The 13,293-nt window shown below is 68.7% G+C and carries 11 protein-coding genes; 4 read left to right on the forward strand and 7 right to left on the reverse strand.

Going from position 1 to position 13,293, the window contains the following annotated elements; all coding sequences use genetic code 11:
- Window positions 1-66: 66 nt before the first annotated feature.
- From tkt to ACNR9W_RS10460, 3 genes are all read left to right on the forward strand, one after another.
- On the forward strand, window positions 67-2,085 hold the full coding sequence (gene tkt, locus ACNR9W_RS10450) for a transketolase (protein WP_419267384.1): 2,019 nt from the start codon (window positions 67-69) through the stop codon (window positions 2,083-2,085).
- A gap of 79 nt (window positions 2,086-2,164) precedes the next feature.
- A complete protein-coding gene (locus ACNR9W_RS10455; protein WP_419267383.1) occupies window positions 2,165-3,103 on the forward strand; it encodes a DMT family transporter in 939 nt (312 codons plus the stop codon).
- Window positions 3,079-3,948 (forward strand): lysophospholipid acyltransferase family protein, encoded by an 870-nt coding sequence (locus ACNR9W_RS10460; protein ID WP_419267381.1) that lies wholly within the window; start codon window positions 3,079-3,081, stop codon window positions 3,946-3,948. The genes ACNR9W_RS10455 and ACNR9W_RS10460 overlap by 25 nt, the downstream gene beginning before the upstream one ends.
- 33 nt (window positions 3,949-3,981) lie before the next feature.
- On the opposite strand, the gene ACNR9W_RS10465 is transcribed toward ACNR9W_RS10460, so the two are convergent.
- The gene (locus tag ACNR9W_RS10465; protein WP_419267380.1) at window positions 3,982-5,391 is read right to left on the reverse strand and encodes a class II 3-deoxy-7-phosphoheptulonate synthase; all 1,410 of its coding nucleotides are present in this window, start codon (window positions 5,389-5,391) and stop codon (window positions 3,982-3,984) included.
- A gap of 169 nt (window positions 5,392-5,560) precedes the next feature.
- On the opposite strand from ACNR9W_RS10465, the gene ACNR9W_RS10470 reads away from it, so the two are divergent.
- On the forward strand, window positions 5,561-6,547 hold the full coding sequence (locus ACNR9W_RS10470) for a GlxA family transcriptional regulator (protein ID WP_419267379.1): 987 nt from the start codon (window positions 5,561-5,563) through the stop codon (window positions 6,545-6,547).
- A 7-nt stretch (window positions 6,548-6,554) separates the two neighbouring features.
- Here the strand turns inward: ACNR9W_RS10470 and ftsY are convergent, their stop codons facing one another.
- From ftsY to ACNR9W_RS10500, 6 genes are all read right to left on the reverse strand, one after another.
- Complete coding sequence (gene ftsY, locus ACNR9W_RS10475) at window positions 6,555-7,604, reverse strand: signal recognition particle-docking protein FtsY (protein WP_419267378.1); 1,050 nt, start codon at window positions 7,602-7,604, stop codon at window positions 6,555-6,557.
- Window positions 7,605-7,707: 103 nt separating this feature from the next.
- On the reverse strand, window positions 7,708-9,318 hold the full coding sequence (gene pgi, locus ACNR9W_RS10480; RefSeq protein WP_419267376.1) for a glucose-6-phosphate isomerase: 1,611 nt from the start codon (window positions 9,316-9,318) through the stop codon (window positions 7,708-7,710).
- 13 nt (window positions 9,319-9,331) lie between these two features.
- Entirely contained in the window at window positions 9,332-10,003 is a 672-nt protein-coding gene (gene pgl / locus ACNR9W_RS10485; RefSeq protein WP_419267781.1) for a 6-phosphogluconolactonase, read from the reverse strand.
- Window positions 10,004-10,005: 2 nt separating this feature from the next.
- Window positions 10,006-11,451 carry a glucose-6-phosphate dehydrogenase gene (gene zwf / locus ACNR9W_RS10490; protein WP_419267780.1) on the reverse strand — a complete coding sequence of 482 codons (1,446 nt, stop codon included), beginning with the start codon at window positions 11,449-11,451 and terminating at the stop codon, window positions 10,006-10,008.
- Window positions 11,452-11,511: 60 nt separating this feature from the next.
- Window positions 11,512-12,051, reverse strand: a complete 540-nt coding sequence (locus ACNR9W_RS10495; protein WP_419267375.1) for an RSP_2648 family PIN domain-containing protein — start codon at window positions 12,049-12,051, stop codon at window positions 11,512-11,514.
- Entirely contained in the window at window positions 12,051-13,244 is a 1,194-nt protein-coding gene (locus ACNR9W_RS10500; RefSeq protein WP_419267374.1) for an RSP_2647 family RNA methyltransferase, read from the reverse strand. Before ACNR9W_RS10500 ends, ACNR9W_RS10495 begins: the two co-directional genes overlap by 1 nt.
- Window positions 13,245-13,293: the final 49 nt, after the last annotated feature.

Consider the following 13,293-nt stretch of genomic DNA (forward strand, 5'->3'; position numbering starts at 1 on the left):
GCGGCTTGCAACCGGACGGCCCAACCCCTAACAGAACGGCATCAACCTTTGCCGCAAGGGATCGTCATGGACATCGCAGCCCGCCGCACCGCCAACCCCGACCACTGGAACCTGGCCAGCGCAATCCGCGTGCTGTCCATGGACGCGGTCGAGGCCGCCAATTCCGGCCATCCCGGCATGCCGATGGGCATGGCGGATGTGGCGACCGTGCTGTTCCGCAACCACCTGAAGTTCGACGCCTCGGCCCCGAACTGGTTCGACCGCGACCGTTTCGTGCTGTCGGCGGGCCATGGCTCGATGCTGATCTATTCGCTGCTGCATCTGACCGGCTATGAGCAGATGACGCTGGACCAGGTGCGCAACTTCCGCCAGCTGGGCGCGATCACCGCGGGGCACCCTGAATACGGCCATGTCGAAGGCGTGGAAACCACCACCGGCCCCCTGGGCCAGGGCATTGCCACCGCGGTCGGCATGGCCATCGCCGAAGAAGCGCTGCGGGCGGAATATGGCGCCGGACTTTGCGACCACCGGACCTGGGTCATCGCCGGCGACGGCTGCCTGATGGAGGGCATCAGCCACGAGGCCATCGCCCTGGCCGGCCACCAGCAGCTGAGCCGCCTGATCGTGCTGTGGGACAACAACGACATCACCATCGACGGCCGCGTGAGCCTGTCCGACAGGACCGACCAACATGCCCGCTTTGCCGCCGCCGGCTGGCGCGTGCTGTCCTGCGACGGCCATGACGCCGCCGACATCGACCGCGCACTGACCGAGGCCGCGCAGGACGACGGCCGCCCGACGCTGGTCGACTGCAAGACGATCATCGGCTTTGGCTCGCCCAACCGCGCCGACAGCAGCAAGGCGCATGGCTCTCCCCTGGGGCGCGACGAGATCGCGGCCACCCGCGAGGCCTATGGCTGGAGCCACGAGCCCTTCGTGATCCCTGACCAGATCCTGTCGGACTGGCGCAAGATCGGCCAGCGTGGCGCCGAGGCCCGCGCTGCCTGGAACGAGCGCGTGGACGCGCTGTCCTCCGATCACCGCGACGATTTCGCCCGCCGCATCGGCAACGAGGTCAACCCGGTGCTGGAAACCGTCATCCGCGACTTCAAGGGCAAGACCCTGCAGGACAAGCCGAAGGTCGCGACCCGCAAGGCCAGCGAGAACGTGCTGGAGGCCCTGAACGCCAAGATGGCCGAGACTTTCGGCGGCTCGGCCGACCTGACCGGGTCGAACAACACCAAGACCAGCGGCCACGGCGTCTTCAGCCCTGACAACCGCGCCGGCCGCTATCTGCATTACGGCATCCGCGAACATGGCATGGCGGCCGCGATGAACGGCATCTGGCTGCATGGCGGCTTCCGCCCCTATGGCGGCACCTTCCTGACCTTCACCGACTATGCGCGCGGCGCCATGCGCCTGTCGTCGCTGATGGGCCTGCCCGTGGTCTATGTCATGACCCATGACAGCATCGGCCTGGGCGAGGACGGCCCGACCCACCAGCCGGTCGAGCATCTGGCCATCTGTCGCGCCACGCCGAACACGCTGGTGCTGCGTCCCTGCGACCAGATCGAGACGGCCGAGGCCTGGGAGATCGCCCTGTCGCAGGACACGACCCCCTCGGTCCTGGCCCTGTCACGCCAGAACCTGCCGACCCTGCGCCAGGACGGCGGCGAGAACCTGACCGCCAAGGGCGCCTATGTCCTGCGCGAGGCGACCGCCGCGCCCAAGGTCGTGCTGATGGCGACCGGGTCCGAGGTCGAGATCGCCGTCGCGGCCCGCGATGCGCTGGAGGCCGAAGGCATTGCCACGCGCGTCGTTTCGGTTCCCTCGATGGAGCTTTTCCGCGAACAGCCGGCTGCCTATCGGGCCGAGGTCCTGCCCGCCGGCACTGTCCGCATCGCGATCGAAGCGGCGGTCCGCCAGCCCTGGGACTGGCTGCTGCTGGGCGAGCGTGGCCAGGAGGACAGGTCCGCCTTTATCGGCATGGAGGGCTTTGGCGCCTCGGGCCCGGCGCCCGAGCTCTACAAGGCCTTCGGTATCACGGCCGAGGCCGCGGTCGAGCGGGCCAAGGCGCTTTTGTGAGCCAAGGCCTGGCCTTGGGCGGGGTGTTCCGGGTGACAGGGCATGACGCCCATGCGGCCCCCCGGAGGCATCCCGCCTGATGCGGGCCCTGGCACGCAGCTTTGCGATGGGCCGGCGCGGTTTCCTGCGCCGCCCCGGCACCGACCAGGCACGCGGCATCGCGCTGCTGCTGGCGGCGATCCTGGGCTTCACGCTGATGGACGCGACCGCCAAGCACCTGACCCAGACCTATCACCCCGTCCAGGTCATCTGGGTGCGGTTCGTGGGCAACCTGCTGATCTTTGCGCTGATCTTCCGCCAGGCGCTGCCGCCCCTGCTGCGCACCCGGCATCCCGCCGCGCAATTCGCGCGTTCGCTGATGCAGCTGGGCTCGGTCGGGCTGTTCTTCACCTCGCTGCAGTTCATCGGCCTGGCCGAAGCCACCGCAATCATGGACCTGAACCCGGTTCTGATCACGCTTGGCGCGGCGCTGTTCCTGGGGGAACGGATCGGTCTCCGGCGCATCGCGGGCATCGCCGCGGCGCTGGTGGGCGCCCTGCTGATCATCCGGCCGGGTCTGGGCGTCTTTCAGCCGGCCGCCCTGCTGCCCCTGGCCGGGGCCTTCACCTTTGCCGCGGGCGCGCTGCTGACCCGCATGGTGCGGGGCGATTCCGTGGCCACGTCCGTCCTGTGGTCCGCAATCGTGGGCAGCATCGCCTCCAGCCTGCTGGTCCCGTTCTTCTGGCAGCCGATGGCCGGGGCGGACCTCTGGGCCTTTGCGCTGCTGGCTGCCTTCGGCACCGTCAGCCAGTACCTGCTGGTGCAGGCCTTCAGCGCCGCCGAGGCCGGGGCACTGGCGCCCTTCGGCTATACAGGGCTGATCTGGGCCGGGCTCTGGGGCTGGCTGTTCTTCGGCCAGCTGCCCGATCTCTGGACCATCGGAGGGGCAACCCTTATCGTCGCCGCAGGCCTTTACGTCTGGTCGCGCGAGGCCCGCGCGGCAAAAGGGGACCCATGCGCGACGACCGACCCACGCTGACCGACCGGCTGGCCAACGGCGCCTTCGTCGTGGTCATGGGCGCGGCGCGGCTGCTGCCCTATCGGCAGCGCATCCCGGCGATGGGCTGGCTGTTTTCGCAGGTGATCGCGCCCCTGGCCGGGTGGCGGGGCCGCATCCGGGACAACCTGTCCCTGGCGCGCCCGGACCTCTCTCCGGCCGAGATCGCGGTGCTGGTGCGGGCCGTGCCCGACAATGCCGGACGTTCCCTGGCCGAGATCTATGCGGGCGAGGAGTTCACCCGCCGCATCCACGCCTCCGATCCCCTGGAAGGCCCCGGCCTGCCGGCATTGGAGGACGCCTTCGACAGCGGCCGCCCGGTGATCCTGGCCTGCGCGCATTTCGGCAATTACGACGCGATGCGCGCGGCGCTGACGGGGCGCGGCTGGCCGGTCGGGGCGCTGTACCGGCCGATGAACAACGAGGCCTTCAACCGCCACTACGTCCCCGCCATCACGGCCATTGCCGAGCCGCTGTTCCCGCGCGGCCGGTCCGGCCTGGCGGCGATGCTGCGGTTCCTGAAGGGGGGCGGCTGGCTGGCCCTGGGCTTTGACCAGCATGACCGCGAGGGGGCCGAGCTGCGGTTCTTTGACCTGCCCACCAAGACCGTCCTGACGCCGGCCGAACTGGCCCGGCGCTATGATGCGCTGCTGGTGCCGATCGCTGGGATCCGCTGCGAGGACGGGCTGAGCTTTCGGGTGCATGTCGGGGCGCCCGTCGCGGCCGATACGCCGCGCGCCATGATGCAGGCGCTGAACGACGACCTGGAGATGCTGGTCAGGCGTCACATGGACCAGTGGTTCTGGATCCACCGGCGCTGGAAATAGCCGCGGCCCGGATCCCTCCGGGCCGCCAAACGGTCAGATCGCGGCGACGGAGCGCTGCGGCGCGGTGCTTTCGCGGCGGGCGCGCAGCTCCTCGGCCACCAGGAAGGCCAGTTCCAGCGACTGGCTGGCATTCAGGCGCGGATCGCAGGCGGTGTGGTAGCGGTCCGACAGATCCTCGTCCGTCACGGCCCGCACGCCGCCGGTGCATTCGGTGACATCCTGCCCCGTCATCTCGAAATGGACGCCGCCCGGAATGGTGCCTTCGGCCGAATGGACGCCAAAGAACTCGCGCACCTCGCGCAGGATCGAATCGAAGGCCCGGGTCTTGTAGCCGGTCGAGGATTTGATGACGTTGCCGTGCATCGGGTCGCAGGACCAGACGACATTGGCGCCCTCTTCCTGGACCGCCTTGACCAGGCGCGGCAGGTGATCGCCCACCTTGCCGGCGCCAAAGCGCGCGATCAGGGTCAGCCGGCCGGCCTCGTTCTCCGGGTTCAGCTTGGCCATCAGCACCTTGAGGTCTTCGGCCGTGGTGGTCGGGCCGCATTTCAGGCCGATCGGGTTCTGGACGCCGCGGCAGAATTCGACATGCGCGCCGTCGGGCTGGCGGGTGCGGTCGCCGATCCAGATCATGTGGCCAGAGCCCGCAACCGGCAGGCCGGTGGTCGAATCGATCCGCGCCAGCGCCTCTTCGTATTCCAGCAGCAGCGCCTCGTGGCTGGTGTAGAAATCGACCTTGGACAGTTGGTGCGCCGTGTCGGAATTCACGCCCGCCGCCTGCATGAAGGCCAGCGCGTCGCTGATGCGGTCCGCGATGTCGCGATACTTGGCCGCCTCGGGGCCGCCCACGAAATCGGCGATCCAGCTCTGGACGCGGTGCATGTCCGCAAAACCGCCGGTCGAGAAGGCGCGCAGCAGGTTCAGCGAGGCCGCAGCCTGGGTATAGGCGGCCAGCATCCGCTGCGGATCGGGGATGCGCGAGGCGGCGGTGAAGTCAAAGCCGTTGATGATGTCGCCGCGATAGCTGGGCAGTTCAACGCCGCCGATCACCTCGGTCGGTGCGCTGCGCGGCTTGGCGAACTGGCCGGCCATGCGGCCGACCTTGATCACCGGCATCTGGGCGCCCCAGGTCAGCACGACCGCCATCTGCAGCACCACCTTGAAGGTGTCGCGCAGGTTGTCGGCGCTGAATTCGCTGAAGCTTTCGGCGCAGTCGCCGCCCTGCAGCAGGAAGCCCCGCCCGGCCGCCACATCGGCCAGCTGCGCCTTCAGGCGCCGTGCCTCGCCGGCAAAGACCAGGGGCGGATAGCGGCGCAGCTGCGCTTCGACCGCCTGCAGGGCCGCAGGGTCCGTATAGTCGGGCATCTGGACGCGGGGATAGGCCCGCCAGCCGGCCTTGTCCCAGCTTTGGGTGGCGGCGGTCTTGCGGTTATCCTGCGACATGTCCTGCGCTCCTTGGAAAATGGTCGCGCCGGTATAGTCGCGAACGGCGCGCAGGGAAAGAGTTTGCTGCGGTCCTCCGCCTGCATTGATTTTAGGCAATGCAGCCCCTCTTGCCGTTGCGTCAAAACCCTGTTTGGGTAAATGACGGGACCGCATCAAAGACAGCCTCATGCCATCTGAAAAACCGCGCCGCTTCACGTTCCTGCTGCTGGACCGTTTCACCATGCTGCCGTTCACGGCGGCCCTGGAACCATTGCGTCTGGCGAACCGGGCGTCGGGGCATGTCCTGTTCGACTGGCGCCTGGTCGGACCGCGTGGCGACATGGCGGTCTGTTCCAACGGGGCGCGGGTCATGCTGGACGGCGGCCTGGACCCCGACGCGCCGCCGCCGGGCCGGGACGAGGTCGTGATCGTCTGCGGCGGGACCGAGATCGCGCGGGAGGCGACGCGCCCGGTGCTGGCCTGGCTGCGCCGTCAGGCGCGCGGCGGTGCGGCGATGGGCGCGGTCTGCACCGGGGCCTGGGTCCTGGCCGAAGCCGGGCTGCTGGACGGGCGCAAGGCGACGATCCACTGGGAGAACCATGACGGCTTTGCCGAGGCCTTTCCGCAGGTCGATCTTTATCGTTCGGTCTTTGTGCATGACAGCAGCCGCCTGACGGCCGCCGGCGGGACCAGCTCGATCGACCTCATGCTGCACATGATCGCCGAGGCGCATGGCGACGCCCTGGCCGCGGACGTGGCCGACCAGATGCTGCACACCGCCATCCGCACCGACCAGGACCGCCAGCGCCTGTCGATTCCGACCCGCATCGGGGTGCGCCATCCGCGCCTGGCCGCGGTCATCGCCCGGATGGAGGCGAACCTGGAGGATCCGGTCAGTCCCGCCCAGCTGGCCGCCGATGCGGGCATGTCCACCCGCCAGCTGGAGCGCCTGTTCCGCCGCTATCTGAACCGCAGCCCCAAGCGCTATTACATGGAAACCCGCCTGGCGCGGGCGCGCAACCTGCTGATGCAGACCGAGATGTCTATCATCGAGATCGCGCTGGCCTCGGGCTTTTCCAGTCCGTCGCATTTTTCGAAATGCTATCGGGCGCAATACGGCAGCACCCCCTATCGCGAAAGGGGCACCTCGGCTTCGGCCATGACGGCGGGTTAGGCCGCCGTCAGAGGCCCACCAGCGCACGGGCGAATTCATCGGCGTCGAAGGCGTCCAGATCATCGATCTGCTCGCCCACGCCGATGGCATGGATCGGCAAGCCAAAGCGGTCGGCCAGCGCCACCAGCACGCCGCCGCGCGCCGTGCCGTCCAGCTTGGTCATCACCAGGCCTGACACATCGGCCAGCTTGCGAAAGGTCTCGACCTGGTTCAGCGCGTTCTGGCCGGTGGTTGCGTCCAGCACCAGCAGGGTGTTGTGCGGGGCCTCCGGGTCCTTCTTGCGGATCACGCGGACGATCTTGGCCAGTTCCTCCATCAGGTCCTGGCGGTTCTGCAACCGTCCGGCGGTGTCGATCATCAGCAGGTCGGCGCCCTCGGCCTCGGCCCGGACCATCGCGTCCCAGGCCAGGCTGGCGGGGTCGCTGCCCTGCGGGGCGACCATCACCGGCACGCCGGCCCGCTGGCCCCAGACCTGCAGCTGTTCGACCGCAGCCGCGCGGAAGGTGTCGCCCGCGGCGATGACCACCGACTTGCCGGCGGCGCGGAACTGGCTGGCCAGCTTGCCGATGGTGGTGGTCTTGCCGGCGCCGTTCACGCCGACGACCAGCACCACCTGGGGCTTTTTCGGATAGATGGGCATCGGCCGCGCGACAGGCGCCATGATGCGCGCGATTTCGCCGGCCAGCAGTTCCTTGAGCTCGGTGGCCGACACGCGGCGTCCCATCCGGCCCTCGGCGATGTTGGCGGTGACGCGCAGCGCGGTGTCGACGCCCAGGTCGGCCTGGACCAGCATGTCCTCCAGGTCCTCCAGCATGTCGTCGTCCAGTGCGCGGCGCGGCTCCTCGGGCTTGGCCTCGCCCCGGCCGAACAGGCGCCCGACAAAACCGGGCTGGACCGGCTGCGGATGGGGGGTGGCCAGGGGCGCGGGCAGTTCAGTCGCGGGGCGCAGCGGCTCCTCCGCGGCGGCGGGCGCGTCGCCCACGATCTCGTCCAGGCCAGAGCCGATCTTGGATGAAGACCGTGTCAGCCGCTCGCGCAGTTTCGAGAAGAATGCCATGATCAGACCTTTCCGTGCTGGCGCGACCCTAACCGCTCACGCCGGCAAGGAAAAGCCGCGCGGCCCCTGATCCGAGCCGAATCTAGGGGCCGCGTGGCGCCCGTCAGGCGCGCATCGCGCGGATCAACCCCGCCAGCCGCTCGGTCGAGGCGTCGTGGCCCGGGGCCTCCTGGCCCTTCAGCAGCGGCTCGACCTTCAGCGCCAGCTCCTTGCCCAGCTCCACGCCCCACTGGTCAAAGCTGTTGATCCCCAGGATCACCCCTTCGACAAAGACCCGGTGTTCATAAAGCGCCACGATCTGCCCCAGCACGAAGGGCGTCAGCTGTGCCGCCAGCAGCGTCGTCGAGGGGCGGTTGCCCGGAAAGACGCGGTGGCGGGCCTGACGCTCCAGTTCGGCGCCGTCCAGCCCCTTGGCCCGCATCAGATCGCGCGCCTCGTCCAGGCTGCGGCCGCGCATCAGCGCCTCGGACTGCGCCAGGCAGTTCGCGGCCAGCAGGATGTGGTGATGCGCCAGATCGGGTTCGTGACCCTCGGCGGCCAGGATGAACTCGCAGGGGACCGGCGTCGTGCCTTGGTGGATCAGCTGATAAAAGGCGTGCTGGCCGTTGGTGCCGGGTTCGCCCCAGACCACCGGCCCCGACACCACGGCCAGATCGCTGCCGTCCATCGCCACGCGCTTGCCATTCGATTCCATCTCCAGCTGCTGCAGATAGGCCGGCAGGCGCAGCAGGCGGTTGTCATAGGGCAGCACCGCGCGGGTCGGATAGCCGCAGACCTGGTGGTGCCAGATGCCCACCAGCGCCAGCAGGACGGGCAGGTTCGCCTCCAAGGGCGCGCCGCGGAAATGCGCATCCATCGCCGCGCCGCCGTCCAGGAAGGCATCGAAATCCTCGGGGCCGACCGCCAGCATCAGCGACAGTCCGATCGGGCCCCAGACCGAATAGCGCCCGCCGACCCAATCCTCGAAGCCGAAGACGCGCGAAGCGTCGATGCCGAAGGCCGCCGTCTTGTCCACGGCCGAGGACAGCGCCACGAATTGCGCCGCAGGGTCGGTCACCTTGCCGCCCATCCAGTCGCGGGCGGTCCGGGCGTTGGTCATGGTCTCGATCGTGGTGAAGGTCTTGGAGGCGACGATGACCAGCGTGGTCGCCGGGTCCAGGTCCTTCAGCGTATCCGTGATGTCAGCCCCGTCCACGTTGCTGACGAAATGCGCGCGCGGCCCGTCGTGATAGGGCGCCAGCGCCAGCACCGCCATGTAGGGCCCCAAGTCCGAGCCGCCGATGCCGATATTGACGATATCGGTGATCTTGCCGCCCTGCCCCGCAAAGCGGCCGTCGCGGACCTGCCGCACGAAATCGGCCATGCGGTCATGCGTCTCGCGGACCGCCGGCATGATGTCGCGACCGTCCAGCACCACGCTGCCCGACAGGTTGCGCAGCGCCGTGTGCAGGACCGCGCGGCCCTCGGTCTCGTTGATGCGCTGGCCCTGGAACATCGCCTCGCGCCGCGCCTCGACACCCGCGTCGCGCGCCAGGTCCAGCAGCATGTCGCGCGCCTCGGCGTCGATCATGGTCTTGGACCAGTCAAGGACCAAGCCGTCCGCGCTGGTCGAAAAGGCGGTCGCGCGGGCAGGATCGGCGTCAAACAGCGCCTCGATGCGGGTGTCGCCCTGCCGGCTGCGCAGGGATTTCAGGCGGTTCCAGATGTCGGACATTCAGGTCGGTTCCTTATTCTGCCCAATGGACGGTGGCTGCATCGAGAAAGGCGCGGATCGGCGCCTCCATCGGGTCGGCCTTCTGCGCGCGGACCAGGGCCTCGCGCTTTTCGGGGCCCATGATCAGCAGGTGGATGTTCAGCGCATCCGCCAGCACCGGACGGGTCAGGGTGATGCGCGGCTCCTCCGCGCCCTCGGCCCGGATCGCCATGACGGTGGGCGCATCGGCGGCCATCGCGGCCTCCAGGTGATCGGCACCGGGAAAGAGGCTGGCCGTGTGCATGTCGTTGCCCATACCCAACAGAACCACCGTCAGCGGCAGATGCGGCGCCAGGCGCGCCGACAGCCCCTCCGTCGCCATGTCGGGCGAGGCATCGCCGGTATAGAGGTCGATGTACTCGGCCGCCGCCGCCTTGTCCTTCAGCAGGTGGCGGCGCAGAAGGCGAGAGTTCGACCGCTTGTGATCGCCGTCGACCCAGCGTTCGTCGCCCAGCACCACCGTGACCCGGCCCCAGTCCAGGTCCGCCCCGCTGAGGGTTTCGAAGACCGGCGCCGGAGAGGTGCCGCCCGGCACGCACAGGGTCGCGCAATCGTTGCTGCGCAGGTGCTGCGCCAGTTGCGAGGCGATCCGGTCGGCCAGCGACAGGGCCAGCATCTCGCGGTCCGGGTATTCCATCAGTTCCAAGGTCATCCCCTGATCTCCCTCCACCGTCGGTTGTCGCGGTGCATGAGGCGCAACGCCTCTTCGGGGCCCGAGGATCCGGGGTCATAGGGTTCGGGACGGCGCTTGCTGTCCTCCCAGGCAGCGATGATCGGGTCGGTCCAGGCCCAGGCCGCCTCGACCTCGTCCCCGCGCATGAACAGGGTCTGGTTGCCCCGGATCACGTCCATGATCAGCCGTTCATAGGCATCGGGCATGTCGGCCCCGTCAGAGCCGAGGGCATCGGCAAAGGACATGTCAAGCGGCACCTGCACCAGGCGCATGCCGCCGGGACCCGGTTCCTTGATCATGACTTTCAGGTTCATGCCCTCGTTCGGCTGCAGGCGGATGACCAGTTCGTTCGCCTTGGGCGTGCCACTGTCGTCAAAGATGGAATGCGGCGGTTCCTTGAACGTGATCGCGATCTCCGACGTGCGCGCGCGCAGCTTTTTCCCCGTGCGCAGGTAGAAGGGCGTCCCTTGCCAGCGCCAGTTCGAGATGCGCACCTTCATCGCGACATAGCTTTCGGTGCGCGAATCGCGGTCCTCGGCATCAGCCAGGTAATCGGCCCCCTCGCCCTGGTACTGGCCGCGCACGATGTCGGCGGGTTCGACCCGTTCCAGCGCCCGGATCACCTTCAGCTTTTCGTCGCGCACCGCGTCGGGATCAAAGTGATAGGGCGGCTCCATCGCGATCAGGCACAGAAGCTGCATCATGTGGTTCTGGATCATGTCCCGGATCGCGCCGGACTTGTCGTAATAGCTGCCGCGCCCGGCCACGCCCACGGTTTCGGCCACGGTGATCTGGACGTGGTCGATATACTGGGCGTTCCACAGCGGCTCGAACAGCACATTGGCGAAACGGACGGCCATCAGGTTCTGGACGGTTTCCTTGCCCAGGTAATGGTCGATCCGGTAGATCTGGTGTTCGTCGAAATGCTGCGCCAGCGTCGCGTTCAGGGCGCGGGCGCTGGCCAGGTCGCGGCCAAAGGGCTTTTCGACCACGATGCGGCTGTCGGCATCGGCGATGCCGTGGCCCGCCAGCCGTTCCGCGATATGCCCGAACAGAGATGGTGCGACCGAGAAATAAAAGGCGTGGACCGCGCCCTTGCGCATCCGGTCCTTGAGCGCCTGCCAGCCACCTTCGCCCTTGGCGTCGATGGCGACATAGCCCAGCAGGTGCAGGAATTCGGCCAGCCGGGGATCGTCCTTTCGCACCGTGGTATGTTCGCAGATGGCCTGCAGGGTTTCGGCCCGGAAGGCGTCGTCGTCCTGCTCGGTGCGCGCCGCGCCGATGATCCGGCTGGAGGGCGGGATCTGCCCGGCCTCGAACCGCCGGAACAGGCCCGGCAGGATCTTGCGATGCGCAAGATCGCCCGTGGCGCCAAAGATCACGAGGTCGAAGTCTTCGACCGGAATGACACGCGAGACCATGCTGTCCTCCATCTGGGTGGCGTCCGCCTTATCCCTTGTTAGCGATAACAGCAATGCTGTTCAACCTTTCACTGCCCGGGCCAGCCGGGGTAGCCGGCAGCGCCGCAGCATGTCGGCCATCGTCATTTCTCCGCCGATGCCGGCCGCCTTGGCGCGGGCATCCTGCAGCGCCCGCGCGACCGCAGCGGGGTCTTCGCGGTGCAGGTCCAGCAGGAAGGCATCCGGGTGCAGGGCCCGCAGGCCCAGCCCGGCCATCATCCGCTGCGGAAAGTCGCGCAGGTTGGCGGTGACGATCAGGGTGGCGCCGCCGGCCAGTGCGGCCTCGACCACATGGCGGTCGGCGGGGTCGGGAAAGTCCAGGTCGATCGCCGCCTGCCCGTCCCCTGCCACGCAGGCATCGGGAAAGCGCAGGCGCAGCAGCGCCACCTCGGCCCCCGCCACGGAATGCTGATCGGGCCCCAGCCTGCCTGCCGCATGGCGCCATTCATCCAGGATCCGGTCCGACCATAGCGGCTGGAACAGGCCCGCGGCCGCAAGGTCCGTCAGGACCTCGCGCAGGATCGTCGGGAACAGGACATTGGCGTCCAGAACCGCGCGCATCAGTCCAGCCGGAAGAACAGCGCCTTCAGATAGCCGGTCTCGGCCAGCTGCGGCAGGGTCGGATGGTCCGGTCCCGCCTGCCCGGTATGGATCAACACGCCGCGCCGCCCGCCGCGGCCGATGCCACGGGCGCTGACATTGCGGAAGGCGGTCAGGTCGGCGGCATGGCTGCAGCTGCACAGGACCAGATAGCCGCCGGGCGCCACCAGCGGCGCGGCCAGCTTGGCCACCCGCTCATAGGCGCGCAGTCCGGCGTCCAGCGCGGGTTTCGACGGCGCGAAGGCCGGCGGATCGCAGACCACCACGTCGAACTGCCGTTCCTGCCCGGCCAGCGCCTCCAGCGCCTTGAAGGCATCGGACTGCATCACTTCCAGCCGGTCGCCCGCGCCCATCGCCTCGGCCCCGCCGCGCGCCAGGTCCAGCGCCGCCGCGCTGCCATCGACGCAGACGGCAGAGGTCGCGCCCGCCGCCAGTCCCGCAAGGCCAAAGCCGCCGACATGGCTGAAGACGTCCAGCACGGAGCCGCCCGCCACCAGACGCTGCGTAAAGGCATGGTTCGGGCGCTGGTCATAGAACAGCCCGGTCTTTTGCCCGCCCATCAGGTCGGCCAGGTAGATGGCGCCGTTCATCCGGACCTGCACCGGAGCCTGGGGCGCGCTGCCGCAGATCACCTCCATCCGCTCGCCCAGGCCCTCCAGCCCCCGCGCCCGGCCCTGCCCGTTCAGCACCACGGTCGAGATACCGGTGACCGCGACCAGCGCATCCGCGATCTGCTCGGCCATGGCATCCGCCCAGGCCGCGTTGGGCTGCATGACGGCGGCATCGCCGAACCGGTCGATGACCAGCCCCGGCAGCCCGTCAGCCTCGGCATGGACCAGCCGATAGAAGGGCGCATCATACAGGCGTTCGCGCATCTCCAGCGCCCGTGCCAGCCGCGCCTGCAGCCAGGCGCCGTCGATGACCGCCTGCGGGTCGGCATCCATGACCCGCGCGATGATCTTGGAATGGGGGTTCACCGTCACCAGGCCCAGGGGCTTGCGCTCGGGGTCCTCCAGCACGGCCATGCCGCCGGCCGGCAGCGCCTTGGTGCGGCGGTCCAGCACCGCCTCATCGGCAAAGACCCAAGGAAAGCCGTGGCGGATGGCCTGGGGCTTGGACTTGGGGCGCAGACGGATGACAGGCAGATCACTCATGGCGGAATTCCTTTCGCAGCCGATCTGACATGCCGCCAAGGCCCGCACA

Source organism: Paracoccus sp. T5, assembly GCF_048538155.2.
GTDB lineage: Bacteria > Pseudomonadota > Alphaproteobacteria > Rhodobacterales > Rhodobacteraceae > Paracoccus.